The 26095-nt window shown below is 55.5% G+C and carries 25 protein-coding genes and 1 tRNA gene; 18 read left to right on the plus strand and 8 right to left on the minus strand.

All coding sequences use genetic code 11. The features are described 5' to 3' along the window. Positions 1-23 precede the first annotated feature (23 nt). From AC2FFA_RS01320 to AC2FFA_RS01360, 9 genes are all read left to right on the plus strand, one after another. On the plus strand, positions 24-1445 hold the full coding sequence (locus tag AC2FFA_RS01320) for a cryptochrome/photolyase family protein (protein ID WP_496849494.1): 1422 nt from the start codon (positions 24-26) through the stop codon (positions 1443-1445). Positions 1446-1514: 69 nt separating this feature from the next. Continuing rightward, complete coding sequence (locus AC2FFA_RS01325; RefSeq protein WP_496849496.1) at positions 1515-2723, plus strand: class I SAM-dependent methyltransferase; 1209 nt, start codon at positions 1515-1517, stop codon at positions 2721-2723. 15 nt (positions 2724-2738) lie between these two features. Continuing rightward, the gene (locus AC2FFA_RS01330; protein ID WP_299638645.1) at positions 2739-3179 is read left to right on the plus strand and encodes a TrgA family protein; all 441 of its coding nucleotides are present in this window, start codon (positions 2739-2741) and stop codon (positions 3177-3179) included. Between the two features lie 27 nt (positions 3180-3206). Beyond that, complete coding sequence (locus AC2FFA_RS01335) at positions 3207-4322, plus strand: NUDIX domain-containing protein (protein ID WP_496849497.1); 1116 nt, start codon at positions 3207-3209, stop codon at positions 4320-4322. 68 nt (positions 4323-4390) lie between these two features. After that, positions 4391-5425, plus strand: coding sequence for a cysteine synthase A (locus AC2FFA_RS01340; protein ID WP_117869187.1), 1035 nt, complete (start codon positions 4391-4393; stop codon positions 5423-5425). Next, a complete protein-coding gene (locus AC2FFA_RS01345; protein WP_496849498.1) occupies positions 5425-7851 on the plus strand; it encodes a DUF3772 domain-containing protein in 2427 nt (808 codons plus the stop codon). The genes AC2FFA_RS01340 and AC2FFA_RS01345 overlap by 1 nt, the downstream gene beginning before the upstream one ends. A gap of 133 nt (positions 7852-7984) precedes the next feature. Beyond that, a tRNA-Ser gene (locus AC2FFA_RS01350) sits at positions 7985-8074 on the plus strand. A 322-nt stretch (positions 8075-8396) separates the two neighbouring features. After that, complete coding sequence (locus AC2FFA_RS01355) at positions 8397-9059, plus strand: IS6 family transposase (protein WP_496849500.1); 663 nt, start codon at positions 8397-8399, stop codon at positions 9057-9059. Between the two features lie 325 nt (positions 9060-9384). After that, complete coding sequence (locus AC2FFA_RS01360; RefSeq protein ID WP_496849502.1) at positions 9385-9903, plus strand: redoxin domain-containing protein; 519 nt, start codon at positions 9385-9387, stop codon at positions 9901-9903. A gap of 24 nt (positions 9904-9927) precedes the next feature. Here the strand turns inward: AC2FFA_RS01360 and AC2FFA_RS01365 are convergent, their stop codons facing one another. Next, positions 9928-10596: a GntR family transcriptional regulator gene (locus AC2FFA_RS01365; RefSeq protein ID WP_496849504.1), complete on the minus strand. Its 669-nt coding sequence runs from the start codon at positions 10594-10596 to the stop codon at positions 9928-9930. A gap of 322 nt (positions 10597-10918) precedes the next feature. Here AC2FFA_RS01365 and AC2FFA_RS01370 point away from each other — a divergent pair, with 322 nt between their 5' ends. From AC2FFA_RS01370 to AC2FFA_RS01410, 9 genes are all read left to right on the plus strand, one after another. After that, the gene (locus AC2FFA_RS01370; protein WP_496849506.1) at positions 10919-11893 is read left to right on the plus strand and encodes a TRAP transporter substrate-binding protein; all 975 of its coding nucleotides are present in this window, start codon (positions 10919-10921) and stop codon (positions 11891-11893) included. 76 nt (positions 11894-11969) lie between these two features. Next, positions 11970-12503 (plus strand): TRAP transporter small permease, encoded by a 534-nt coding sequence (locus tag AC2FFA_RS01375; RefSeq protein WP_117869182.1) that lies wholly within the window; start codon positions 11970-11972, stop codon positions 12501-12503. A 2-nt stretch (positions 12504-12505) separates the two neighbouring features. After that, positions 12506-13792, plus strand: coding sequence for a TRAP transporter large permease (locus AC2FFA_RS01380; RefSeq protein ID WP_058272447.1), 1287 nt, complete (start codon positions 12506-12508; stop codon positions 13790-13792). Positions 13793-13811: 19 nt separating this feature from the next. Then, positions 13812-14231: a GlcG/HbpS family heme-binding protein gene (locus tag AC2FFA_RS01385; RefSeq protein WP_496849508.1), complete on the plus strand. Its 420-nt coding sequence runs from the start codon at positions 13812-13814 to the stop codon at positions 14229-14231. A 25-nt stretch (positions 14232-14256) separates the two neighbouring features. After that, on the plus strand, positions 14257-15129 hold the full coding sequence (locus AC2FFA_RS01390; protein ID WP_496671917.1) for an NAD(P)-dependent oxidoreductase: 873 nt from the start codon (positions 14257-14259) through the stop codon (positions 15127-15129). 54 nt (positions 15130-15183) lie between these two features. After that, the gene (locus tag AC2FFA_RS01395; protein WP_496849510.1) at positions 15184-15927 is read left to right on the plus strand and encodes an SDR family NAD(P)-dependent oxidoreductase; all 744 of its coding nucleotides are present in this window, start codon (positions 15184-15186) and stop codon (positions 15925-15927) included. A 355-nt stretch (positions 15928-16282) separates the two neighbouring features. Beyond that, positions 16283-17383, plus strand: a complete 1101-nt coding sequence (locus tag AC2FFA_RS01400; protein WP_496849511.1) for a mandelate racemase/muconate lactonizing enzyme family protein — start codon at positions 16283-16285, stop codon at positions 17381-17383. After that, positions 17380-18420 (plus strand): zinc-dependent alcohol dehydrogenase, encoded by a 1041-nt coding sequence (locus AC2FFA_RS01405; RefSeq protein WP_496849513.1) that lies wholly within the window; start codon positions 17380-17382, stop codon positions 18418-18420. The genes AC2FFA_RS01400 and AC2FFA_RS01405 overlap by 4 nt, the downstream gene beginning before the upstream one ends. Then, positions 18417-19187: an SDR family oxidoreductase gene (locus tag AC2FFA_RS01410; RefSeq protein ID WP_117869176.1), complete on the plus strand. Its 771-nt coding sequence runs from the start codon at positions 18417-18419 to the stop codon at positions 19185-19187. The genes AC2FFA_RS01405 and AC2FFA_RS01410 overlap by 4 nt, the downstream gene beginning before the upstream one ends. Positions 19188-19217: 30 nt before the next feature. Here AC2FFA_RS01410 and AC2FFA_RS01415 read toward each other — a convergent pair whose 3' ends face one another. From AC2FFA_RS01415 to AC2FFA_RS01445, 7 genes are all read right to left on the minus strand, one after another. After that, positions 19218-19637, minus strand: coding sequence for a secondary thiamine-phosphate synthase enzyme YjbQ (locus AC2FFA_RS01415; protein ID WP_299896510.1), 420 nt, complete (start codon positions 19635-19637; stop codon positions 19218-19220). A 112-nt stretch (positions 19638-19749) separates the two neighbouring features. Beyond that, positions 19750-20613, minus strand: coding sequence for a sugar phosphate isomerase/epimerase family protein (locus tag AC2FFA_RS01420; RefSeq protein WP_496681891.1), 864 nt, complete (start codon positions 20611-20613; stop codon positions 19750-19752). Positions 20614-20625: 12 nt separating this feature from the next. Next, positions 20626-21516 carry an NAD(P)-dependent oxidoreductase gene (locus AC2FFA_RS01425; protein WP_496849515.1) on the minus strand — a complete coding sequence of 297 codons (891 nt, stop codon included), beginning with the start codon at positions 21514-21516 and terminating at the stop codon, positions 20626-20628. Between the two features lie 223 nt (positions 21517-21739). After that, positions 21740-22921, minus strand: a complete 1182-nt coding sequence (gene uxuA / locus AC2FFA_RS01430; RefSeq protein ID WP_496849517.1) for a mannonate dehydratase — start codon at positions 22919-22921, stop codon at positions 21740-21742. Next, positions 22918-23970 (minus strand): Gfo/Idh/MocA family protein, encoded by a 1053-nt coding sequence (locus AC2FFA_RS01435; RefSeq protein WP_496849519.1) that lies wholly within the window; start codon positions 23968-23970, stop codon positions 22918-22920. Before AC2FFA_RS01435 ends, uxuA begins: the two co-directional genes overlap by 4 nt. Beyond that, positions 23967-24968 (minus strand): Gfo/Idh/MocA family protein, encoded by a 1002-nt coding sequence (locus tag AC2FFA_RS01440; protein ID WP_496849521.1) that lies wholly within the window; start codon positions 24966-24968, stop codon positions 23967-23969. The genes AC2FFA_RS01435 and AC2FFA_RS01440 overlap by 4 nt, the downstream gene beginning before the upstream one ends. Further along, the gene (locus tag AC2FFA_RS01445; RefSeq protein WP_496849522.1) at positions 24965-25981 is read right to left on the minus strand and encodes a Gfo/Idh/MocA family protein; all 1017 of its coding nucleotides are present in this window, start codon (positions 25979-25981) and stop codon (positions 24965-24967) included. The genes AC2FFA_RS01440 and AC2FFA_RS01445 overlap by 4 nt, the downstream gene beginning before the upstream one ends. Between the last annotated feature and the right edge of the window lie 114 nt (positions 25982-26095).

Below are 26095 nucleotides of genomic sequence, written 5' to 3' on the forward strand. Positions count from 1 at the left end.
AAGAACCTCAAGGGCGGATTGTAGTGCAAGAGCAGGCTCCGATCGTTTTGTGGTTTCGACGGGATTTACGTCTGTCGGACCACCCCGCGTTGACTGCGGCGGCCGAAAGTGGCCGTCCGGTTATACCACTTTTTATTCATGACGATATTGTCGACCAGATGGGAGCCGCGCCAAAGTGGCGTTTAGGCTTAGGGTTGGAGGCATTCAAAGCGTCACTGGCCAATATGGGCAGCCGACTGATCTTTCGACGCGGGGATGCGCTTGAACAGGTGCAGCGGGTTATGGCCGAGACCGGCGCAACCTCTGTCTTCTGGTCCCGCGCTTACGATCCTGCCTCGATTGAACGCGACAAGAAGATTAAGTCTGTACTTGCAACAGAAGGTGTGACTGCAAAGTCTTTTTCCGGGCATCTGCTTTTTGAACCCTGGACTGTCGCCACCAAATCGGGTCATCCGTTTCGGGTTTTCACACCGATGTGGCGTGCGGTTCAGGGGCGGGAAGTACAACTTCCTGACGCGCCAGTTACTGCGCTTAAGGCACCTGTGTCGTGGCCTGCTTCTGACGGCTTGAGCGATTGTCGGTTGGGGGGTGCAATGAACAGGGGAGCGAGGGTCGTGCGCCCTCATGTGCAACCTGGCGAGCGGGCCGCTCTGGATCACCTCGAAGAGTTTCTCGACCGGATTGTTCAATACTCCGATCTTCGGGACAGGCTTGATCAGGATGGGACGTCCAACCTGTCAGAGTACCTCTCTTTGGGTGAGATCGGGCCACGCACCGTCTGGCACATGGTCCAGCGGGCCGCGTTGACCGGAACACGGGGAACCGACGCTTTTTTGCGCCAACTTGTCTGGCGTGAGTTTGCTTATCATCTTATGTACCATACGCCTCAACTGGTGACATCCAACTGGAAGCCGGAATGGGACAGTTTTCCCTGGAACACCGATCCGGACCATCCCGAGGTCACTGCCTGGCGGCAGGCCAGAACCGGTATCTCTGTTGTCGATGCCGGCCTGCGGCAAATGTATGTGACAGGTCGGATGCACAACCGGGCCCGTATGATCGTCGCAAGCTATCTGACCAAGCATCTGATGACCCATTGGAAAATAGGAATGGAGTGGTTTGAGGATTGTCTGGTCGACTGGGATCCGGCCTGTAATGCCATGGGCTGGCAGTGGGTTGCCGGCTCGGGGCCCGATGCATCCCCGTTCTTCCGGATTTTCAATCCCCAGACACAAGCAGAGAAATTCGATCCTGACGGGGTGTTTGTGCGCCACTGGATCGCTGAAGGCCATGCCGAACCCGGCAACACGGCCCTTTCATATTTTGATGCCGCGCCGAGATCGTGGGGTCTGCACCCGGATGCGAATTACCCCAAGCCGATCGTTGAATTGTCCGAAGGGCGGACCCGCGCCTTACGCGCATACGAAAGCCGAAAACCCCACTAAGGAACTGAAAACTTGCCAGAAACAATTTCGCCGCCTAGCTTTGTACAAGTACCGCAGAGGGGAGAGCGGATGATCCTGACGACGACCGAAGGGCAGAAAAACCTGCCCAGATATTTCGCCCAAGTCTTCAAAATGTTGAACCGGATGGAATCCGGGCGACTGTATATCAAACTGCCCGATGGTCGCACGTTTCGCGCAGAAGGCGCAAAGGCCGGGCCGGTTGCTCAGGTCGAAATTCACGACGACGACGTCTTTGCACGCCTGATCCGCGAAGGCGAACTGGGCTTCTCCGATGCGTATCTGGACGGACATTGGAGTACACCTGATCTGCGGTCTTTCATGGATCTTGTGCATCTAGGAACCGAAACCGTTTATGACGGGTTTACGGGCCAGTTTCTTGTTCAGGCCTATGAACGGCTGCGGTTCTGGCTGCACCGAAACAACAGGGCGCAAGCTAAGAAGAATATCTCGTATCACTACGATCTGGGAAATGATTTTTACAGCTCATGGCTGGACGAGACGATGACTTATTCCAGTGCGATATTTGAAACCGGGCAGGAAAGCCTCGAGAATGCGCAGACAGCCAAGTACGCCAGTCTTGTGGATGAGATGGGTGCAAAACCGGGGGACCATGTTCTGGAGATCGGATGTGGTTGGGGCGGCTTCGCGGAATATGCCGCAAAAGAACGGGGTTTGCGTGTCACTGGCCTGACCATCAGTCAGGAACAATTTAAATACGCCAAGGAACGTATTGAAAAGGCAGGATTATCAGATCAAGTCGAATTCAAGCTGCAAGACTATCGGGATGAACGCGGGGTCTATGACGGCATAGCATCCATCGAGATGTTTGAGGCGGTGGGTCAAAAATACTGGCCGGTTTATTTCGAAACCGTTCGTGAGCGGTTGAAACCTGGCGCTCAAGCGACTTTTCAAATCATAACGGTGGGTGATCACCGCTGGGATTTTTACAAGAATGGCGTTGATTTCATTCAGAAATACATCTTCCCAGGTGGAATGCTTCCGTCACCGACAATCCTGCGTCAGCAGATAGATCAGGCCGGGTTGCAGGTTGTACGCTCGAAAGAATTCGGGAAAAGCTATGACCTGACTCTGCGCCGCTGGTATGAAACATTCAACGACAAATGGGATCAGATCTCGGACTTGGGGTTTGATGAGCGTTTCCGCCGCATGTGGAATTATTATTTGACCGCGTGCGGTGCGGCCTTTGACACGGGCAATTGCGATGTGACACAGATTACAATATCGAAACCAAGTTAACTCCCGGACCGTCACATGCCCACTGCCTCGCGTCTCGTAGCCGCTGTTTGTCTCATCGTGCTGGCTTTTCTTGTTTCAAGCATGGTTATCGAAAATGGTGAAGAGGGTAAGGACTATGGTTACTTTACCTATGTGAACATGGCTCTTGGCGCGATCTGTGGCTGGAAAATCATGGGCAAGCGCGCCGGGCGCGGGTGGACTGCGGGTATTAACAACGGCTTGACCGGAGTTGCCTCACTGGTTTTTTGGGCGCTGTTTGTGCAGGGGTGCTATCGTATGTTCGATCTTGCAATGCGAAATCGCTATGGTGGCCCGTTCGAAGCCGTGATGGCCATTTTTTCGATTGGAATCGATTACGGCAAGCAACTGATCTACCCCGAGATTCTCATCACATTCGCCATTGGTGCCGTTGTCGCCGGGCTGGCCACGGAACAGGCCAGCCGCAAATGGCGCTGAACCATTTCGTCACAAGAGAGATTGAATTTGTCTGATCTGTTCTTCTATGGAACGCTGCGGTATCTGCCGCTGTTGCAGCGCGTTCTGGGCTGTCCGCTGGGCGAAATAACGTTTCATACTGCCAAGCTGTGCGATCACGAGGTTCACGCGGTTCAGGGGCAGGATTTCCCGATGATCCTGCCCGCCAAGGGTGCCGCTGCCGAAGGCTTGCTGGTGCAGGGTTTGTCATCCGATGATCTGGCCAGGCTGGCCTATTACGAAGGGTCTTTTGACTATGACCTGAAATCGTTGAAGGTTATTCTGGAGGACGGGGGCGAAGCCCGGGCGCAGGTCTTTTTCCCGACCCCGGGCGCATGGCAGCCTGGTGAGTTGTGGTCGTTACAGGACTGGGTGGACAAATTGGGCGAGGTTACGGCGCTCGCTGCCGAAGAGGAAATGGCCTATTTCGGCAAAGTCGATCCCAAAGTCATAGCACGCAGCGTACGCGCCATTCAAACCCGTGCCTGGGCAAAGATCATGGCCAGCCAGCGGCGAACCGGCGACCCGCGGAACATAGACGAAGACGTAATTGTGCACCGCCACGACCGGGTCTACGTGGACTATTTCGGGATGGAGGAAATCGACATTCAGTTCCTGCAGCATGACGGCAGCATGGGCCCCGTGCTGCACCGGGGCGGTTTGATGCAGGGCAGTGCCGTGTCAGTTCTGCCGTATGACCCGATCCGGGACACCGTGCTTTTGGTTGAGCAGTTCAGGCCGCCGGTGTTTTTGATCAACGATCCGGAGCCCTGGCTTTGGGAAGCAGTTGCCGGGATGATCGACCCCGGCGAAACGCCTGAACAGACGGCGCATCGCGAGGCCATGGAGGAAGCAGGAGTTAGATTTGACAGGCTGGAATATGCGGGCGGCGCGTATTCCTCCAGCGGTTCCTCTACGGGTTTCATGTATCTTTATGTCGGACTTGGCAATTTAACTGAGACAACAATCACCGGTGGCTTGGACACAGAGGGTGAAGATATCCGCAGCCGGATTCTGCCATTCGACGAATTTATCGATATGACGGACCGCCATCTTTTCAAGGATTTGCAACTGGTGTCCCTGGCGTACTGGCTGGCCCGCCATCGGGATCGTTTGCGCGCGTAACTATCTCGCTTGTGGTCGCGGCAGTGCGGCTGTAAATCTTCGAAGATACCAAATGACAAGGGGCGACCATGCGCATTGCACGAGATCTTGCTGACGCAGTAGGAAAAACACCGCTGATCCGGCTGCGCCGCATCAGCGAAGAGACTGGATGCGAGATTCTTGGCAAAGCCGAGTTCATGAACCCGGGTCAGTCGGTAAAGGATCGTGCTGCTCTTTTTATCATCAAAGATGCAATCGCTCGGGGGGATCTGAAACCGGGCGGTACCATCGTGGAAGGCACTGCCGGGAATACCGGTATTGGTCTGGCTCTGGTCGGTGCATCGATGGGATTCAAAACGGTTATCGTTATCCCCGAGACCCAGTCGGAAGAAAAGAAGGATATGCTGCGTTTGGCAGGCGCTCAGTTGGTTCAGGTGCCCGCAGCCCCGTATCGCAATCCCAATAATTTCGTGCATTATTCCCGCCGTCTGGCTGAGGAACTGGCGCAGACAGAACCCAATGGCGCAATCTGGGCCAACCAGTTCGACAATGTGGCGAATCGTCAGGCACATGTGGAAACCACGGGGCCCGAGATCTGGGAACAGACAGGCGGCAAGGTTGACGGGTTCGTCAGCGCCGTCGGGTCGGGTGGAACGTTGGCAGGCGTCGCCGAAGTTTTGCAGCCCAAGGGCGTCAAAATCGGTCTTGCCGATCCCATGGGGGCTGGCCTGTATTCGTTTTACACGACGGGTGAGATCGCGATGGAGGGTGGTTCGATCGCCGAAGGCATCGGGCAGGTGCGTATCACCAAGAACCTGGAAGGGTTTACACCGGATTTTTCGTATCAGATCACCGACAACGAAGCGCTGCCGTACATCTTTGACCTGCTGCGTGAGGAAGGTCTGGTCATGGGCGGCTCAACCGCAATCAACATGGCAGGGGCGGTGCGCCTGGCTAAGGAAATGGGGCCAGGTCATACCATCGTGACCATCCTGTGCGATTACGGCACTCGGTATCAATCAAAGCTGTTCAACCCCGAGTTCCTGCGAGAAAAAGAGCTTCCGGTTCCGGATTGGATGACCGAAGCGCCACGCAGCATTCCCGGCGTATTCGAGGACGTGTGATGCTTGGACAGGTCCGCCTGTTTTTTACCCTGTTATTCCTGTGCTTTGTCTGGTTTTCAACTAGCGCTGTCGCGCAACTGACGGATCGTCAAAGCGAGTATTATCAAGGTTGGATCAAAACGGCGAACCGGGCCGAATCCGTGATTGAGGCGAACCGGGCTTCGGATGCCGCACTAGAGAAATTGCGTTCAGAAATAAATAGGTACAGGGAAGACTTCAATCGAGCCCGAGGTGCTAACACCGACCGCATCACGACGCTTGAAAGTCAGATAAAAGCGTTGGGCCCCAAACCCGAAGGGGACGCGACCGAACCCGAAGATATAGCCAAACTTCGCGCGCATCTAGAAGAACAGCTCAACAGTCTGCGCGTGCCGCGCATCATATCTGAAGAAGCGTATAGCCGTGCGAATGGGCTGATCAGCGAAATCGATCGGATCCTTCGCGCGCGGCAGAAAAAAGAATTTTTTGAACAGGGCCCGTCGCCGATCAACCCGGCGTATTGGGGGCCGGCATGGGTGGATGTCAAAGAGGCCATTCAAAGCCTTGTAAACGAAACGATCACGAATTTGCGTTCAGATGTCGTGCGCGAGCAAGTTCGTGCTCGTGGGCTCGCAATCTTCATACTTCTGATCCTTTCAGCCGTGCTGCTGATCTTTGGCAAACGGTGGTCCGAACTTGGAGGCGACTACCTCAGGTTACTCGGCGGGGCCGGGACGGGGGTATGGTCGTTCGTAATCTCACTAATGCGAATTCTATTGCCATGGATCGGAGTGGTTGCCGTGGTCACGGCGATCAGTCTCACCGGTGTTCCGGGGCTGAGGGGCAGCCTTTTGCTTCAGAATGTTCCGTATTGGGCAGCGATCTTGTTTTTCTATGACTGGATTGGTCGCCAGGTGTACGTGATCGGCGCCTCGCAGGGGTTCAAACGTCTGTCCGCAGCGCGTATCACCGAACTGCGCGTGTACATAGACCTGCTTGCCCTGATACTGGTTTTGCACGAATTGGCGCTGCTGTTTGAGCGGATCGAAAACATTTCCGACGCGACCCGCGCCGTCGTTAGCTTCCCGATCATTGTCGCTACGGCTTTGTTGTTGTTGCGAATACGCCAGATTCGAACAACCGACGGCCCGCCGGATCAATCTGCCTCGACCCGTTCCGCAGGTTTCAGCCAGTTGGTCGAGTTCCTGCGTCGGGCTTTGTTCCTGTTGGGCATCGTGTCTCCTTTGTTGGCGATTTTCGGATACACCAATGCGGCCGAAGCAATCGTGTTTCCTGCGGTCAAGACATTGGTGCTGATCGGGGCCTTGGTCATCCTGCAGCGGTTCATCAGTCAAATTTACGGTTGGATCACAGGGCAGGGAGAAGCCGCGCGAGATTCGCTTTTTTCCGTACTGGTCGGGTTTGCATTGGCCATCACGGCACTGCCAATTCTGGCAATTTATTGGGGCGCACGCGAGACTGATCTGCTGGAAGTATGGTCGCGCTTGCTGCTTGGGTTTGATCTCGGCGGAGTTACGATCTCGCCAAGCAACTTTCTGACCTTTGTTGCCGTTTTCGCAATCGGTTATACGCTGACGCGCCTGTTGCAAAGCGGACTGCGGAATTCGCTTCTGCCGAAAACCAGCATAGACCCGGGTGGCCAAAACGCGATTGTCGCCGGGTCCGGATACGTTGGGATATTTCTTGCCGCGTTGGTGGCAATCATGGTGGCCGGATTTGATTTGTCGTCGCTGGCGATTGTCGCCGGAGCGCTGTCTGTTGGAATCGGCTTTGGTTTGCAGACAATCGTGTCAAACTTCGTCTCAGGCATCATCCTTCTGGTCGAGCGCCCGATTTCCAAGGGGGATTGGATCGATGTGAATGGCATGATGGGATATGTGCGGGACATTTCCGTTCGCTCGACCCGGATCGAGACGTTTGACAGGACGGATGTAATTGTTCCGAATTCTGACCTGATCAGCGGTGTTGTTACAAACTATACCCGTGGCAATACGATTGGGCGGGTGATTGTTCCGGTGGGTGTTGCCTACGGAACTGACACGCGTCTGGTCGAAACCATTCTGGGTGAAGTCGCCAACAACCATCCGATGGTTTTGGCCAACCCGGCGCCAAGCGTTGTATTCCAGGGGTTCGGAGCGGACTCTTTGGACTTTGAAATACGGGCGATCCTGCGGGACGTGAATTGGGTTCTGTCGGTGAAATCCGACATGAACCATGAAATCAACCGCAGATTCTCGGAGGCGGGGATCGAGATTCCATTCGCACAGCGTGATATCTGGTTGCGAAATCCTGAAACCCTGCAAGCCTCGGGAAAAGGTAAGCAGGATGCTTTCGTATCTGAGCAGGATCAACCACATAAAGTCGCACAAGCTCCTGCGGATTTGACCGAGGCGGATTTGGACTCGGATTCGGGTGATGAGGTTTGAGCGACCAGATCCCAGCACGTGTTGGCCTTTTGTCACCCTACAGTAGGTGTACAGAATAATTTAAGCATTCAACTGAATTCACCGAATTGGGGCCTTGCAAATCTGATTGCATTCGTCCAAATATCGCCGGCACGGAGAGGTGGCCGAGTGGTCGAAGGCGCACGCCTGGAAAGTGTGTAGGCGGGAAACCGTCTCCAGGGTTCGAATCCCTGTCTCTCCGCCATTAATTTTTCTACCAGTTTGATTTTATTAAATTATTATTGGCAGAGTTTATGTTGTTCGTCATCTTCCCCCCTTCGAATCTGCGGTTCGTCAAGTTTTGACGCCCAAACAGATGGATTGTTGAAAACTAAACCTGTGCGAAAATCTCCGCAGTGTTAAGTCAGCCCTGACCTCGCTCCTATTGCTATTGCAATAGTGTGACCAGAAAACTGGTAGCCACACTAAGCGAGAAGAACACAAAAACCGGGAATTAGATGAACTTAGACCGGCATTGTCAGAGGAAACCGGCTTGAGGCGGGTAGGGTGGTTCCGTAGCTTCGGGGATGACAAAACCCAATCCATTTCGCTACTTCAAAACCAGCCCAGAGATCATTCGCCTGGCCGTTATGATGTATGTCCGGTTCCCGCTGTCGCTGCGGAACGTGGAAGATCTTCTGCATGAGCGCGGCATCGACGTAAGCCACGAAACGGTGCGGTTTTGGTGGGACAGATTTGGTCCAGTGTTCGCAGCTGAGATCCGCAAAAACAGGGTGAGCCGGATTTGTTGCTACTCGAACTGGCAGTGGCACCTGGACGAGGTTTTCGTGAAGATCAATGGCAAGACACACCACCTTTGGCGGGCCGTTGATCACGAAGGTGAAGTGATGGAAAGCTTTGTCACTAAGCGCCGGGATCGTAATGCAGCGTTGAAATTCTTAAGAAAATCAATGAAGAGGTATGGCCGGCCGGAAGTGATTGTGATGGACAAGCTTCGGTTCTATGGCGCCGCTTTGAAAGTTATTGGCAACGTGCGAAGGCAGGAAACGGGACGCTGGGTGAACAACCGAGCGGAAAATTCACACCTTCCATTTCGACGAAGGGAACGAGTGATGCTGCGTTTCCGACAGATGCGATGTTTGCAAAAGTTCGCCGCTGTCCATTCTTCGGCGCACAACCACTTCAATCAGGAACGCCATCTTTATTCACGACACAGTTTTAAAAGTTAACCGAACCGCCACCCTCGCCGAGTGGCGCCAGCTTTGTTCCGTATAAGTTCACGCATTTGCCGGCAAACTGAGATTGGTTCGAATTTGCCTGACAGCATCCTCACACCTGTTGCGGAATTAGATGTCCGGCCGCAATGAGGGGCTTAGAGTGACGGCTGGTAGGTATCGGTAATTCCTCGTTAACTAACGGCAATCTTAGATCGAACGCGCCTTTCAAGTACCCAATGATATCGCGTTCTTGGTTTCAATCATTGCCTTAACGTGACATGAACTAAGCTAACGTTATCCGCGCATAGCCATTGTTTATAGAACAAAGGAACGACTCATGACCTCAGCCAAACCAAATGTAGGCGCGCAAATCGAGCAAATGAGTTTTATGAGACTGGGGTCTGAGGACAAGGTTACGATCGGTCAGCAAAGAGACCGCTGGACCATGCTGTTTGTCTATCGAGGCAAGCATTGTCCACGCTGTAAGCGCTTCTTGAACAAGTTGAATGCGGCGCTGCCGGCATGGGATGACGTTATGGACGTTTTTGTTGTATCTGCTGACACCAAAGAAAAAGCTGCGGCAGACAAAGCAGAATTTGGCTGGGATTTTGATCTTTGTTATGGAATGACCGAAGCGCAAATGCGCTCGCTTGGTCTTTATGTGTCATCACCTTTATCTGAAGCAGAAACGACGGGTCTATTCGCCGAACCTGGTGCGTTTGGTATCCGTCCGAACGGGACGCTGATGCTGGTCGATATCTCTAACGGCCCTGCGGCACGTCCCGATTTGGACGAGCTTTTGGACGGAATGAAATTCAATATTGATAATGACCGTCCGGAACGAGGAACGGCCTGAGACCACCAGATCGCTTGGCCTCGGTTACTCAAAGTAGTCTGGGTGCGTCTTGTGAATGAAGTCGATGGTTTCGTCGAGGCGGGACAGGTGTTTTCTGACAGAGGCTTGCGCTTGGTCATGGTCTCCTGCCGCCATAGCCTCTGCAATCTCACGGTGGTCGGCGAGGATGGCTTCTGCGGCACTACCCTTTTCAAGGCTGAGCATACAAAGCCGGTCAACCTTTTGCTTTGATTCTAGCATCACATCAAAGGCCATCGGATTGCCGCTGAGCACATAGATCAGTTTGTGAAAATCATAGTCCAGCGTGTGAAACGCCGATAGATCACCTTCACTGATTGCCTGCTCTTGTAAGGCGAGATTTTCTGCAAGTTTTGCTTCATGTGTTGCGTCCCAAACTTCCATTGCTCGATGGACGATCTCCAACTCTACCGCCATTCTAACCAATCGAGCGAGAGCCACACGCTCCATCGAAAATCCCCGAACTATGGTCGCCTTTTGTGGTCGTATTAAGAGCAGATCTTCGTTGGCGAGCCTTGTGAACGCGTTGCGAACAGGTTGGCGTGATACACCGAATCGGCTCGCTACCTCAGATTCGGAAAGCTTCGTGCCGGGAAGAATTTCAAGCGAAACGATTTCGTCGTGTAGCGCTTCATAGACCGCATCGGTTGTGGTTCGTCTGACTATATCTTCCACGGTATGTTGCTTGCGCCCTCTGTCTTGATCACGTTTTAGTATTCCCGATTCACCGTTAGGGCATTGAAATCAATATGGTTTTCTATTGACTTCTGCTTGAGCGAACCAATTTGGACCTTTCACCTATCAAATGCCCTGCGCCTTCGACTGTCAAGCAATCTGACATACTAGATGCTCACAGTTGACATAACTTGGATACTAGTGTCCCTTTAGTGACAGCAGCGATTCTGGTTCTTGGGGAAATCGAAAGCTATGTGGCTTACGGTCTCTGAAATTCCATGAAAGCCAAATCCTGTCCAAAATTAATCGGGGAGGAGAACCCATGACTTTCACGAAATCGTTCTTTGCGACTGCGACCGCCGTGGCACTGATTGCAACATCAGCTTCAGCCGAAAACTGGCGGGCCTGGAACATCCACAACGACGGCCATCCCAACACGGCTGCAATGGACAAGTTTGCCGAACTGGTTGACGCAGCTACAGACGGCGAAGTTACCGTCGATGTGTTTCACGGTGGTGTTCTGGGTTCCCAACCGGATGCCCTTGAACAGGTTCGTATCGGCGCAATAGAGGTCGGTAACTTCAACCTGGGTCCCATTGGCCCAATGGTAAAAGAAGCTAACCTTGTATCGCTTCCTTTCATCTTTAAGGATGTGCCGCACATGTTCCGCGTGCTGGACGGCGAAGCTGGTGAGGTTGTTTCAGCTGCAATGGGTAAAGCAGGCGTTCTGCCACTGGCATGGTTTGATGCCGGTGCGCGTTCTTTCTACAGCCAAAAGCCGATCAACACGCCCGCAGATGTCGAAGGTCTGAAAATCCGTGTGATGAACAACGATCTTTATACATCGATGATTTCGGCTATGGGCGGAAACCCGTCTCCAATGGCTTTCTCCGAAGTTCAGCAAGCTCTGAAAACCGGCGTTGTTGATGGTGCGGAGAACAATTTCCCGTCGTTCAAGAATGTCGGTCACTATGAAGTGACCACAAATTATTCTTTGTCCGAGCACCTGATTATCCCCGAGTGCATCTGCGTGAACACGGCCAAATTCAACGCGCTGTCGCCTGAGTTGCAAGCCGCTGTGCGCGGTGCAGCAGAAGAAGCCGCACTGGTCCAGCGTGAGCTTTGGGCAATTGGCTCTGAGCAAGCGCGTAAAGATGTTGAAGCGGCTGGTATCACGGTCAACGAAATCGCTGACAAAGGCCCATTCCAGTCCGCAATGGATTCGGTTTATGCAGACTACTTGGCTGCAAATCCTGACATGAAAGCGTTGGTGGAAATGGCGCAAGCTACTGAATAAGTTGCTTTAAAAGTCCAACTTTGAGCGCCCGGCTCCACCAATTGGATGCCGGGCGTTTTGTCTCAAAGGAAATCCAATGCAAGAGCCAGATACCCCACCTGCCGCCATGCGCAACATGGACAGGATCCTTGATCTGCTCGCACGAGTTTGCATGTTGCTGTCCGGCGTCGCCATTGTTGTTATGACAGCGATCTTTGCCTGGCTGGTATTCGGCCGCTACGTTCTGAACAACACGCCCACGTGGGTCGAGCAGGTTTCACTGCTTTTGGTCATGGTCATCGCGTTCCTCGGTGCGGCTGCGGGCGTGCACAATCACACGCACCTCTCTGTTGTCGTGTTCCGCAATATAGTTCCGCCCTCTGTGCGAACGGTTTTCGTCGTGGTCTCTGATGTCCTGATGGCAGGTTTCGGTGGCATGATGTTTTGGTACGGAGTCGAGTTGACCAAATTCAAATGGAACACCCTGATCCCGCTCATCCAATGGTCAGAGGGCTTGCGCTCCTTGCCACTGACAATCAGCGGCGCGTTGGTGTTCCTTTTTTCCACTGGCCATCTGATCCGCCTGTTTCTGGGCCGAGACGAACGCCAAGACAACATAGATCAGGGATAGTCATGGGACTCATGATTCTGTTGGGGGTTTTTGCCCTTTGTGTCATCATAGGCGCGCCAGTGGCATACGCCCTTGGTATCGCTGCATTGGCTTCCTTTTGGTTTGAAGGATTGCCGCTGTTTGTTGGATTCCAGCGTATCGTGTCGGGGATCAACGTCTTTTCGCTAATGGCGATCCCGTTCTTCATCTTTGCAGGTGAGCTTATGTTTCACGGTGGTATCGCGATCCGGTTGGTTCGGTTCGCGCAGGCTGCCGTAGGCGCTGTGCGCGGTGGGCTTGGTATCGTCAATGTCTTCTCGTCCATGTTGTTTGGTGGCATTTCCGGGTCGGCAATTGCCGATATTTCGGCGCTTGGGTCGATCCTGATACCGGTGATGAAAGACAAAGGTTATGATGCCGACTATGCGGTGAACGTCACAGTGACATCATCAATTGCCGGGATCATCATCCCGCCCAGCCACAACATGATCATCTTTGCCCTTGCAACAGGCGGTGCTGTTTCAATCTCAAAACTGTTTCTGGCTGGCGTTGTGCCCGGCGTCCTTATGTGTTGCTGCCTTGCAATTGCAGCGTATGTCGTAGCGGTCAAACGTGGTTATCAGGCCGAGCAGTTTCCAGGTTGGACCGCACTTGCCATTGCTTTTGTGGGTTCGATTCCGGGTCTATTGACGGCCGTGATCATTGTCGGAGGGGTCTTGTCAGGCGTCTTTACGGTGACTGAATCCGGCGCGTTCGGGGCAATGTATGCCTTTGTGGTGACGCTTGTTGTCTATCGCAGCCTGTCCTGGGAAAACTTCAAAACCGCCGTTATCTCTTCGGTGCGCACAACGTCTATGGTGATGATCCTGATCGCCTGCGCTGGTGCCTTTGCCTATATGCTGACGTTCAACCGGGTGCCGACAAAAACAGTCGAATTCCTGTTGGGTATCACAGAAAACCCGATCCTGATCTTGTTGATGATCAACGCTGTGCTGTTGCTCTTGGGGATGATCATGGACATGGCCGCGCTCATCCTTATCTGCACGCCGATTTTCCTGCCGGTGATGAACATGCTGGGTATCGACCCGCTGCAGTTCGGTATGATCCTTTTGGTGAACCTCGGTCTTGGTCTTTGCACGCCACCTGTCGGGACCTGTCTCTTTGTGGGGTGTGCTGTTGGAAAACTACCGATGGAGAAGGCGGTCAAAACGATTTGGCCTTTCTACCTCGCCATCTTTGCCGCGCTTATGCTGATCACTTTTGTACCGGCAATATCGCTGACGCTGCCGAATCTGATCATTGGACCCTAAATCAAAGGAGAATGAGGCGATGCTGACAATAAGACGCCTGGACATCGATGACGCGGGCAAGTTAATCGCAGGAGCGCGAGCCAAAGCGCAGGAAATCGGCGTGCCAATGTGTATTGCCGTCACCGACGAAAGCGGCAACCTCATCGCGTTTGAGCGGATGGACGGCGGCAAGATCACCAGCATCAACCTAGCCATCGACAAGAGCTTCACCGCGGCCGGCATCCAAAAAGGTACGGACGCTCTTGGTGAAGCTAATCAGCCGGGTATGGCCGCACATGGAATATCTTCATCGTTGGGGGGGCGCATGGTGACTGTTGCAGGTGGCCTCCCTGTGACGGTTGACGGACATGTTGTCGGCGGGATCGGAGTGAGCTCGGGCTTACCAGCGCAAGATCTCGAAGTCGCGCATGCAGCGGTCACAGCGCTCTGCGAAGTCTAATTGGAAAGAGTTTAAGGAGTCAGATATGACAAAACCCGTCATCGGTTTCATAGGCCTCGGTCTCATGGGCGGCAACATGGCAGAATGCTTGCAAAACAACGGTTTCGATTTGGTTGTCATGGGTCGTAACAGGGAAGCAGTGGCCGCCACAGTCAACCGCGGCGCTGTGGAGGTTGCGACCCCACGAGAGCTTGCTGCGAATAGCGACATCGTGATGCTTTGTGTAACGACATCGGAAGTCGTCGAAAGCCTGATCTATGGCGACGACGGCATCCTGGCAGGCATAAAAAAAGGTGCTGTGGTCATTGACTTTGGGACTTCCATCCCAGCGTCCACACGAAAAATTGGCGCTGATTTGGCCGCCAAAGGTGCCGGTATGGTTGATGCTCCGCTCGGACGCACGCCCATGCACGCCAAGGATGGTTTGCTGAATATCATGGCAGCGGGGGATATGGCCAACTTTGAGAAGGTGAAGCCTGTCCTGGATGTACTGGGGGAAAATGTCTTTCACCTCGGCGAACTGGGTGCGGGCCACGTGACCAAGCTCATCAACAACTTTATGGGTATGACGACGGCTTGCACCATGAGCCAAGCCTTTGCTGTGGCTGAACGCTCAGGGGTTAACAAACAGCAGCTTTTTGACATCATGTCAGCTGGACCGTCCAATTCCCCCTTTATGCAGTTTTGTAAGAACTACGCGGTGGATGGAGTCAGCGATTTGGGGTTTTCGATTAACAACGCCAACAAGGATCTTGGTTACTTCCTGAAGCTGGCCGAGGACGTGGGCACTCGTGCCGAGATCGCTGAAGGAACCGCGAACAACCTTCAGGCCGCCGCGGACGCAGGCATGGGCGACGGCAACGTGCCGGAAATCTTCGACTATTTTGCCAAGCTTTAGCGTCAGATCAATCAGTCACGCATAGCAGCACCAATTGAACGGGGAAGAACAACCATGAGACTTCAGGGAAAGACCGCAATTGTCACGGGTGGCGGCCGCGATATCGGGCGCGCCTGCGCTGTCAAACTTGCCTCCGAAGGGGCAAATGTCGCGGTGAACTACTTCGCCAGTAATGCCAGCGCCGAGGAAACCGTAACCGAGATCAAAAAGATCGGTGGACAGGCGTTTGCAATGCAAGGCGACCTGAACAAACCCGAAGAGGTCGATGCGTTGATCGCCAAGACGGTCGATACCTATGGCAGCCTGAACATTCTGGTGAATAATGCCGGAGGTTTGATCGCGCGCAAGAAAATCACCGAGATGTCGCTTGAACATTGGCAGGCTGTCATGGATCTCAACCTGACCAGCACGTTTCTTATGGTCAAAGCGGCGCTGCTGCATATGAAATCCGGGGCGATTGTAAACATCGCCAGTCAGGCGGGTCGCGACGGTGGTGGCCCGGGTGCGTCGGCTTATGCAACATCAAAAGGTGCTGTGATGACATTTACCCGCAGTCTCGCAAAAGAACTGGGCCCGGACATTCGTGTCAATGCAATCTGCCCAGGTATGATCGACACGGATTTCCATAACATCCATACTCCCGATGCAGGCCGTCGCGGGCTAGAAGCAGCCGCGCCGCTCAAGCGGCAAGGCCGGTCTCAGGATGTTGCGAACCTAGTGGCGTTTCTAGCAAGCAAGGACGCGGCTTATCTGACCGGAACCAATGTCGATATCAATGGTGGGATGCTGTTCTCGTGACCACGGCAGAACAGGTTACATAATTGTCGAACGCTACCGTTTTTCAAACTTCGAAGTACAGGAAACCGAAAAATGCGTATTCTTGCGATAGGTGAATGTATGGCCGAAATGGCCCCTTCCGTCGTCAGAATTTTTGGAACCAATTGCGTGTTAAGCTATGAGAGAGTTTGGCTCATCCGTCGTGGTGATTATGCGGCCCGTTGCCTGTGATGCAAGCGTGTCTGAACTTTGAAAACGGTCGGGGCACCATCAGTTTCAGTGCCTATTGGCAGATGGTCATACGTGGAGTCTTTCTTTTTGCGGTCATCCTTTTACAGTCTCGGGTTATTGTTAGGCAGCAGAAGGTCTTAGGTTCGTGAATCGCATAGAGAGTGTTTCAGCGCGGCTGTTCAACGTCCCGCTCGCCGAAGTCCTGGTCGATGCCAAACATGGGGATCACACGTTCTTTCAATTGATCACCGTCACCATTCAAACGACGGATGGGATCGAGGGGGTCGGGTATACCTATACGGGGGGCAAGGGAGGTCATGCCATCCTGGCGATGATCCAGCATGACCTGGCGCCGTTCCTTGTAGGAAAAGACGCCGAACAGATCGAAAGCCTGTACGATGCCATGCAGTGGCACGTGCACTACGTCGCACGGGGCGGGATCGCCTCGTTTGCCATCTCAGCCGTGGATATTGCCCTGTGGGATATTCGCGGCAGAACGCAGAATGCGCCATTGTGGCAGATGGCCGGCGGAGCGTCCAAACGATGCAAGGCCTACGCTGGCGGGATCGACCTGAATTTCTCGTTGAAGAAACTGCTGCGCCAGACCGAAGGTTACCTTGCGCGTGGGTTCAACGCAGTCAAGATCAAGGTCGGGCAACCGGATCTGGCCGACGATCTTGCGCGTGCCCGGGCGGTGCGCGAGATGTTGGGACCGGACCGGTTCTTCATGGTTGACGCGAATTATTCGATGACCGTCGAACAGGCAATCGTGGCGGCCCGAGGGTTCGCCGACTGCGAAATCTTGTGGTTTGAGGAACCGACTATTCCAGATGACTACAAAGGCTATGGCCGAATTGCCGAAGCGACAAGCGTTCCCCTTGCCATGGGTGAAAACCTGCACACCATACACGAGTTCGAATACGCTTTCGATGACGCGAAGCTGAGTTTCATCCAGCCCGATGCCTCAAACTGCGGCGGGATCACCGGCTGGTTGCGCGTGGCCGCGCTAAGCGCACAGCACGGTATTCCGGTTTGCAGTCATGGGATGCAGGAGCTGCACGTCAGCCTTGTTTCTGCGCAACCCAAAGCAGGGTGGCTAGAAGTACACTCATTCCCAATAGACCAGTACACGACCCGTCCGCTGGTTGTGGAAGACTGTCTGGCAGTAGCCCCGGATACTCCGGGAACCGGGGTAGAATTCGACTGGGACAAATTGAACGCGGAACACAGGGAGATGCATACATGACGACCCAGACGATCTCTGCGGCATACTACAGGGGCAACAAAATCTTTGCTGTAGAGCAAGCCCAAGCGACGGCTCCGGGCCCCGGCGAGGCTGCGGTTCGCGTTGCCTATTGTGGGATTTGCGGGACGGATATGCACGTCTACCACGGCAACATGGATGCCCGTGTCGGCCTGAACCGGGTGATCGGGCACGAGATGTCTGGTGTCGTCGAAGCAGTGGGCGAGGGGGTGCATACGGTTCAACCCGGCCAGAAGGTCGTTGTCCGGCCGCTTGATCATTGTGGCGAATGCCCGGCCTGCAAGCGGGGGCATCAGCATATCTGCCAAAATCTCAAGTTTCTCGGCCTGGATACCGATGGCGCCATGCAAGAGATATGGACCGTTCCGGCCCACACATTGCACGTTCTGCCGGACGACTTGCGCATGGATCACGCAGCATTGATCGAGCCAATCGCCGTTGCTTGCCACGATGTGCGCCTGTCTGGCCTGCAACCTGCTGAGGACGTTGTCGTTATCGGCGGCGGCCCGATCGGTATCCTGGTTGCCATGGTCGCGCGGGATGCAGGTGGAAATGTTGTGATTTCCGAGGTGAATCCGAACCGTCTGGCGATAGCCGAAAAACTTGGCTTTGACACGATTAACCCGACCGAATCCGATCTGGTGGCCACGATCAACGCACGCACGGGCGACAAGGGTGCAGATGTGGTTTTCGAGGTGTCGGGAACGCAGCCCGGTGTTGATGCGATGACCGCGGTTGCCGCGACGCGGGCCCGGATCGTAATGGTCGCGATCCATGCTCAAAAGCCCCAGATCGACCTGTTCCAGTTCTTCTGGCGAGAGCTGCAGTTGATCGGTGCTCGGGTCTATGAGCCAGAGGATTATGAAAAAGCCATCGCAGTTGTTGCCTCGGGCGGAGTGGACGCGGATGTTGTGATTACCGACGTCAACCCTCTGTCAGACATTCAGGCCGCGTTCGAAGCACTGGATAGCAGCCCAACCGCAATGAAAAGCCTGATCGAAGTAGGACCGCGTTCATGAGTGTTTTGCAAAGTTTCGACCTGACGGGAAAGACCGCCCTTGTGACCGGGTGCAAACGCGGCATCGGGCGCGGCATGGCCGAGGCACTGGCATCGGCCGGAGCCGATATCATCGGCGTGTCCGCCTCGCTCGAGCTGTCCGGGTCGGATGTCGAAAAAGCAGTCACGGCGATGGGGCGCAATTTCCGGGCTTACCAATGCGACTTCTCGGATCGGGCCGCGCTGCATGGGTTCATTGATCAGTTGAGGGCCGACGGACAAGCCCCTGATATCCTTGTCAACAACGCCGGTACAATCAAACGCAAACCTGCCGCCGAGCACCCGGACGACTGGTGGGACGAAGTGATCGAGGTGAACCTGTCCTCGCAGTTCGTTCTGTCTCGCGAGATCGGCAAGGACATGCTGGTTCGGGGTTCGGGAAAGATCATCTTCACTGCCTCGTTGCTGACGTTTCAGGGAGGGATCACTGTGCCAGGCTATTCGGCCTCGAAAGGTGGGATTGGACAGTTGACCAAGGCATTGGCCAACGAATGGGCCGGGCAGGGCGTGAACGTGAATGCGATCGCCCCCGGCTACATCGCGACCGACAATACCCAGGCCCTGCAGGATGATCCGGTCCGGTCGAAGTCGATCCTGGAACGAACACCACAGGGTCGTTGGGGTACGCCTGATGATTTTGCCGGACCGGTGGTCTTTCTTGCCTCTGCCGCGTCGGACTTCGTCAACGGAGAAATCCTTGTCGTCGACGGGGGGTGGATGGGTCGGTAGCACCGGCAACGCACCATGTGACCCAAAGCGTTAAGTCCCGATGTAGTGCACCTTCAATCGGCGCGTTTTGGGCGTCTCGCGATGTTCGAACAGGTACAGGCTTTGCACGCGACCCAACGGAAGCTGCCCCTGTTCGACCGGGATCGATACTTGAGTTTGCGTCAACAGCGCCCGCAGATGCGACGGAGCGTTGTCGTCCTCGGTCGGGCGGTGGTGATACTTGCCTGGTGACTTGGGTATGAGTTCCTCGAAGAACGTCTCGATATCCTTGAGTACCTCGGGATCGGCATTGGCCTGCACCAACAGCGCAGCACCCGTGTGGACGCACCAAAGGGTCAGCAGGCCCGAGCCAAATCCATGTTCAGACACCGCACGCTGAACGATCCCGCTGATGTCGGTGAGGGATTTGCCGGGCGTTTCAATTGACAGGTCAAAAAACTCTTGTTTCATCCAGCAGGCCCTTTTCCTGATCCCGCGCGAACGCGCCCAGTCTCCTACACCCCATTTGGCGTTCAGCTTTACGGTGCATCCATCGAATTTGTAACGCTGATTGCTTCGCTGTTCATGCAAACAGGCTTTTAAACCTGTCCACACACAGACGAAAACCATCTTCGAAGTTTCCGTTGCCGGGGTGATAAACACTCTCGAAGGAAATGACGCCATCATAGCCGTCGGATCTGAGCGCGTCGGCGATGGGTTGAAACAGAGGCGCAAGCTGGCCTTCACCCATGCGGCAAACTTCCAGCGTTGCCCGCGGCGTGTCGACCTTCACGTCCTTGATGTGAATGTGACCCACGTAGCCGCCGCGCAGTTCTTCATAGCCATCCGGGTATGCCAGTTCATGACACCAGCAGTTGTTTCCAGGGTCCCACAGCACTTTCAACGCGTCTTTTGCGTCCAACTCGTCAATCAGCTTGCGGGCCGTATAGTTGGAATTGACCAGTGTGCCGTTTCCGGTTTCCACGACAAGCTTCACCCCCTCAGTTCTTGCCAGTTCAACCGCAGGCGCGATCAGCGGGGGCATCGAGTTCCATACCCCATGCGCTACGTTCCACTTCTCGGCGCCGTTTTTTCCCCAGAGTATCTGCTCTTTTCGTTGGGTCATGATCCGAACCAGCGAAGACCCCACGATATGCGCCATGTCGATCACGCGTTTCAAGGCGTCCATGTGCCGAGTGTGCAGATCGTCGCCTGGCCTGTTGGCAGCTGTCATCCCTGCAAAGATATGGCGCGACAAACATGACACAGGCTTGCCCCGGTCGCGCAAGAGCGCATCGATCTCGGCAATTTCCTGCGGGGAATGGTCCCCGACCTCCGTATCACCAACGAACTGAAGCTCTGCATAGTCCAAGCCGAACTCGTCCATCACGTCCACGGCATGCCGCAGATCGCGAGAAATGCCGTCGCAAATCACACCTAGTTTCATGTTCGCTCCCCCTCAGCGATGCAATTCTGCGCCAACGATCTCTTCGATGACGCGAGTACACACCCAGTTGTCGCCTTTCGGGTATTTGGTTTTTCCTGCGTGAAAGATCTGCATTGCGGATGACGCTGTGTGCATGGGAACGCCCAACGCACCGGCTAGTGCCAGAGAGATCGTCAGGTCCTTATGCATGGTTGCGATATGACTACCGGTGGCCTCGAACTTGCGGTCAATGATGTTTTCAAGGGCGGTATTCACGACGCCGCACCCCGCGCTGGATGAGGAGAAAACATCAAGCAATGCCTGACCGCTGACACCGGCTTTGGCCGCCAGGGCCGCAGCCTCGAATGTGGCGGAAAAGATCGATCCGATAAGGGATTGCAGGCAGGCTTTCACGGTTTGCCCGTCGCCGGCGTTTTCTCCGACCCGATGAATGGTTGCCGACACTGCCTGCATGACTTCGGCATTTCGGTCCAGCACCTCCTCAGGACCGGCCGCCATCATCGTCAGTGTGCCGTTCTGCGCGCCGGGAAACCCACCCGAGACCGGCGTGTCGATCAGGTGGATGCCCGAGCCCTCCATGTCTTGCCCGATAGCGCCTGCTTCGGCCGGGGTAATGGTCGCCGACAGGATGACCGTTCCGCCTTTGGCCATGTTCGCAACCAGGCCGTTTTCACCCAGAATGACATTGCGGGCCTGATCTCCGTTCATAACCATGACAAACACACTGGCGGCGTGACGGCCGACCTGTCCCACGCTGTCCTTGGGCAGGCCGCCCATGTCGGCAAATGCCGTCAAGCGTGTCTCACTCAGGTCGAAACCGGATGTTTCAAAGCCGTTCTTGATTAGGTTTTTAGCCAGGCCGCTGCCCATGTCGCCAAGACCGATTACGCCTGCGGTTTTCATTTGAACCTCTCCCGTTCTTCCGCCATTGCCGTATGGCAGACGTTTCGAAAAATGATGCCCAATCGCATCGGTTTTCGCGGGAGTTTCACGCGTCTTGAACAGACTTCGGGCGAGTCCGGAAGACACCCCGCTGCCCGTTTACGTACCGTAAGTAAACGAAGAATGCGGCGGTCAGGCAAGCAAAGAAGTGTTGCGGCGGAAAGAAACTGCATGACCCGACGCGTTACGAGAACGCCGCCATGATGCCGCGCAGTTCCGCCAACCCGCGCATTCGTCCGATCAGCGGATAGCCGGGAGTGCTGTGTCCGCCCAGATCGCTCAGCAGTTCTTGTCCGTGGTCGGGCCGCATCGGAATTTGCCAGTCGCCACGCCCTTGGGATTTGCGGCGGCGCTGTTCGTTCATCAATTCGCGAATGGTGCTGACCATGTCGGTGTCGCCCTCCAGATGCGGGGCCTCAAAGAAGTCCGGCTTCTGGCTGTCTGACCCTGCGATGCGTCGGGTGTTTCGCAAATGGACAAAGTGAATCCGGTCGCCATGCCTGCGCACGAAGCCTGGTCCATCGAATTCGGGGGACACTCCCAACGACCCGGTACACAGCGTTGCGCCGTTCGCCGACAAATCAACGGCATCCAGAACGGCGCCGTAGTCATCGGTGTTGGACATGATCCGCGGAAGACCGAGCAACGAAAACGGCGGATCATCCGGATGGCAGCACAAGCGCAGCCCCTGCTCTTCAGCCACCGGAGCGACCTCGGACAGGAAATCGATCAGGTTTGCGCGAAGCCGGTCACGGTCTATGTGAGCATAGGTCTGCAATAAAGCGCGCACGTCCTGCACGCTCCACTGATCGTTTGCGCCCGGCAGCCCCGCAGTGACATTGTGCTTCAATTGGGCCCTGGAATGATCAGACATGCCCAAAAAACGGTCCGTGGCCACTTGTTGGACGGTGCTGGAATAGTCTTCGGACGCGCCCGGCCGCTTGAGAATATGTATGTCGAAAACTGCAAAATCCGTCAGGTCGAACAGCATGGCCGTTCCCCCGTGCGGCTGCGGGGCGCGAAGGGCGGTACGCGTCCAATCCAGGATTGGCATGAAGTTGTAGCAAACGACTTTGATGCCACGGGCGGACAGGGCCCTGAGGCTGGACTTATAGGCCTGCAGATGTTCTGCCATGTCAGCAGACTGCGTCTTGATCGCCTCGGAGACGGGCAGGCTTTCGACAACGTCCCAACTGTACCCGGCAGCGGCCAGCAACGCCTGCCGATCGGCGATGCTCGGTTCGTCCCAGGGTTCTCCCGGCGGGATGTGATGCAGTGCAGTAACAATGCCCTGAACACCGATTTGATGGAGATCGGCCAGGACGATCGGATCATCGGGGCCGAACCAACGCCAGCATTGTTTCATGGCAGCCATCCTTCATACAGCGGGTGATCGGGCCTGATAGGAAGGGCAACGCGCTGCCCGGTACGAGCCGCGTGGTAAACCGCCGTCACGAGCCCGATGGACGCAGCACCGTCCTGCAGCGTAACGGCCGAGTTTGCCTCGAGCCGCAGAGCCTTGCCTACTTCGGTAAAGAATCCTTCGAACCCCGTTGGCTCGACCGCGGCGACTGCAAGAGCGTTGTCGACGGCGACCTGATCCACCGAGTCCCGCGCGACGAATGTCCAAGGCGATTGACCCGGAGCATAGGGTTCCGTGCCAGAAGTCGCGGTCAGTTTTTCAAAGACGAACCGCAGGCGGGTTTCGTCGGTGGCGGCGCCCAGGGAGATGCTGCTTGTGCACAATGCTCCGGAAGTCATGCCAAAGCAGATTGCGGCGCAGTCTTCGGTCTCGATCGGGTTGACCCGCGTTGTGACCATCGCAGACACCCAGGCGATATCACCCGCGATATGAGTCAGCAGATCATGGTTGTGGATCGCATGGCCCAGCACTGCGCCGCCGCGTTCACCGGCCCATGTTCCCCTCCAGGGCACCGCATAGTAGTCTGCCCCTCGGGACCAATGGGTTTCCAGCGCGGCGGTTTGGACGGCTCCGGTCAGGCCTGCGCGCTGCAGATGGCGCAATTGTGCCAGTGACGAGCCCCACCGGTATTGAAAAACCGGAAACACCTGCCTGCCCGCGCTGCGTGCTGCTGCCGTGATCCGATCCACATCCTGCATCGAGGTCGCAAGAGGTTTCTCGCAGACGACGTGTTTTCCTGCGGCCAGTGCCGCAAGGGTGGTCGGTACATGCAGATGGGGCGGCAGACAGACGTCGATGACATCTATCGTCGGATCGTCCAGCGCGTCCTGAATGTTGCTCAGTGCTCGAAAATCCGAGTTCTGTCGGATCTGTTCGATCCGATCCGCATTCTGGTCGACAACGGCGGCTACCTGGAAGGTGCGACCAAGCCGTTCCAGCGCGTTCAGATGCTGCTCACCGATACCTGCGCCAAGGATCGCAACGTTGATCATCTGCGTTCCGCCAATTCCTGCGCGCGCAGCGCCAGTTCCATGACCGTAAAGCAGTGGGTCTGCGTCATTGCGGTTTCGGTCCGGTTGCGGATGTCGTCGACGAGGCGCGCGAAGTAGGGAAGGCCGGCGTCGGTTGCGTCGATCTTTTGGCAGGTTTCGCCGTTGACGAGGATCAGATGGTCTGTACCAGAGGCCCCGCCTACATCGACGTATTTCCGCAACTCGATATATCCTTCGGTGCCCAGGATCGTCAGACGACCATCCCCCCAGTTTGGCAGCGCATCCGGCGTGAGCCAGTCAACCCGGACGTACCCGGTACCATTCTCGCTGCACAGTTTGACTTCGCCAAAATCCTGCAATCCGGGATCGTTCGGGTTTGCGTAGTTCGCCACATAGGCGTTCGTGATCTCCGCGGTTTCTGAACCTGTGTAGTGCAGGAACTGATCAATCTGATGCGAGGCGATGTCGGTCAGAATCCCGCCGTAGCGGTCACGCTGAAAAAACCATTCTGGCCGGGTTGCCCGGTTCAATCGGTGCGGGCCAAGACCGACCGTCTGGATCACGCGTCCGATCGAACCGGCCTTGACCAACTCGGTCGCCCGGGTGCTGACGGGCGTTTCAAACCGTTCGGAAAAATTCACCGACCAGATTCGACTGGTGTCCGCGACCGTTCGCTTGATATCGTCGAGTTGCTCGAACGTCGTACAGCCCGGCTTGTCGCTCATGACATCCATGCCGTGCTGCATGGCGCGGACTGTCAACGCGGCCCTATCCGCCGGTATTGCCGAAATCAGCGCCAGATCCGCCCCGCAGTTCAGGGCGTCTTCCAGTCGGGTCAGCCGCGGAATATCGGGAAACCTTTTGACATAGCCCGCCAGCGTTTCCGGATCGCCTTGTGTCCAATAGCCAACGCAGTCCATGCCGATTTTGCGCATGTTTTCCGTCATGCCATAGATATGGCGGTGGTCCAGGCCAAGGGCGACGCAGGTCAGACTCATGAGGCGACTCGTGTTTTCTGGCCGGTTCGATTGGCGATCTGCATCGCGTCGATGACGGCGTGGGTCAATAGGGCACTGCGTCCGGTGGCCATGGGCTGCCCTTCACCGGCAACGGCCTTGGCAAAATCCTCGATGACCGCTTGATGCCACGCATGGGTGAACGCCATGGGATCGGCCCCTCCGCCTGTGGCGGTGGTTTCGCCAACCGTTGATTTCCGGCCATTGAATGTGGTCAAGGTCAGGACACCTGACTCCAGATAGGCCTTGGCGCGCGTGCCCTGTATGGTGATGGACTCAGCGGCCCCCGGAAACTCGGCGGTGGTCGCCATCAACGTGCCCACTGCGCCGTTTTTCATTTCAAAGACAGCACCTGCCCAATCCTCGGCTTCGAGATCGTGCAACGGAGTTTTTCTCATCACGGCCTGAATGTCCGAGATCGGCCCCAGCAGCCACATCGCAAGGTCAAGCGTGTGGATTGCCTGCGAGATCATGACACCGCCTCCGTCGCGTGCATAAGTTCCGCGACCAGGCTCGTGATAGTAACTCTGATCGCGCCACCAGGGGACACGGATCTCTACCGTTGCGATCGCGCCCAGCTCACCTTGTTCAACTGCCGATTTCAGGGCTTGCGAGGCGGCGCGGGCGCGGTGTTGAAAGACGATGCCCAGCGGCACGCCTGACGCCTCACACCGATCGACGATGGCTGTCGCGGCGTCCAGCGTTCTTTCGATGGGCTTTTCCATCAGGATCGGTTTCGAAGCGGTCGAAAGAACCCGCACCAACTCTGTGCGCTGATCAGGCGGAGTTGCGATGATCGCAAAGTCGACGTTTGGGTCGTTTGCGATTTCGTCGACCGAGCTGAATGCGCGGGTATCGTTTCGCCGCGCGAACTCAGCTGCCTTGTCAGGATTGCGCCCGAGGACTCCGGCAAGACTGAGGCCTTGATCCGATGCCCGAATGGCGGCGACATGCGTGCCAGAAACCATCCCCAAACCAATCAGCGCAATATTCATTCATTCCCCCGGATCACACGGTCAGTCTGCGGGTTCGAACGGGAAAGATGCAACCATTAAAAACTGTGTTAACAATTGCGGGGAACTGTATCGGAGGCAGAATTGATTGGTAGT

This window comes from Ruegeria sp. YTSB088, from assembly GCF_059609825.1.